The sequence below is a fragment of the Mesorhizobium carmichaelinearum genome (genome assembly GCF_900199455.1).
Taxonomy (GTDB): Bacteria; Pseudomonadota; Alphaproteobacteria; order Rhizobiales; family Rhizobiaceae; genus Mesorhizobium; species Mesorhizobium carmichaelinearum.
Genome location: NZ_FZQR01000181.1, coordinates 1 through 404 on the forward strand (window position 1 = coordinate 1; position 404 = coordinate 404).

Annotated in this window: 1 protein-coding gene; it reads right to left on the reverse strand. The window is 70.8% G+C overall.

Annotated features, from left to right (window positions below):
* A partial coding sequence (locus tag CKW40_RS42560; RefSeq protein WP_198421206.1) for a hypothetical protein occupies positions 1–257 on the reverse strand: 257 nt, incomplete at its 3' end.
* Between the last annotated feature and the right edge of the window lie 147 nt (positions 258–404).

A 404-nucleotide genomic window follows, 5' to 3' on the forward strand; every position in this document is an offset into this window, starting at 1 on the left:
TTGTAGGCCGTCTGCGTGGCGGTGGACAGCGCCGCCGTGTCGAGCGTCACCAGATGCAGCGCGCCAAACACGCGGCCGAGTTCAGCCAGCGCCGTGCGCGAGGTTTCAGGGCAGACCCACACCTCCAGCGTGTCGACGTCCTGGCGGGCGACGAGCAACCTGGCGTCGCGCGCAAACGCATACGGCACGAGCCGCACGGCCGACTGCGAGGGCGGCTCGAGCGTGCTGACGTCGGTGGTGGAAGCGTGCGTGGCCATGGTTCGTTGTCCGTTGTCAGCCGCCATTGCGCGGCGCGTTGCCGTCGTAACCGCCCGAGGTGGGCGCCGCGAAATTCTGCAGGCGCGGCTGGCTGCGCGTGGTGCCTTGCGGCATCGGCATCGGGGCGCCCGGGGGCACCTGCGTAC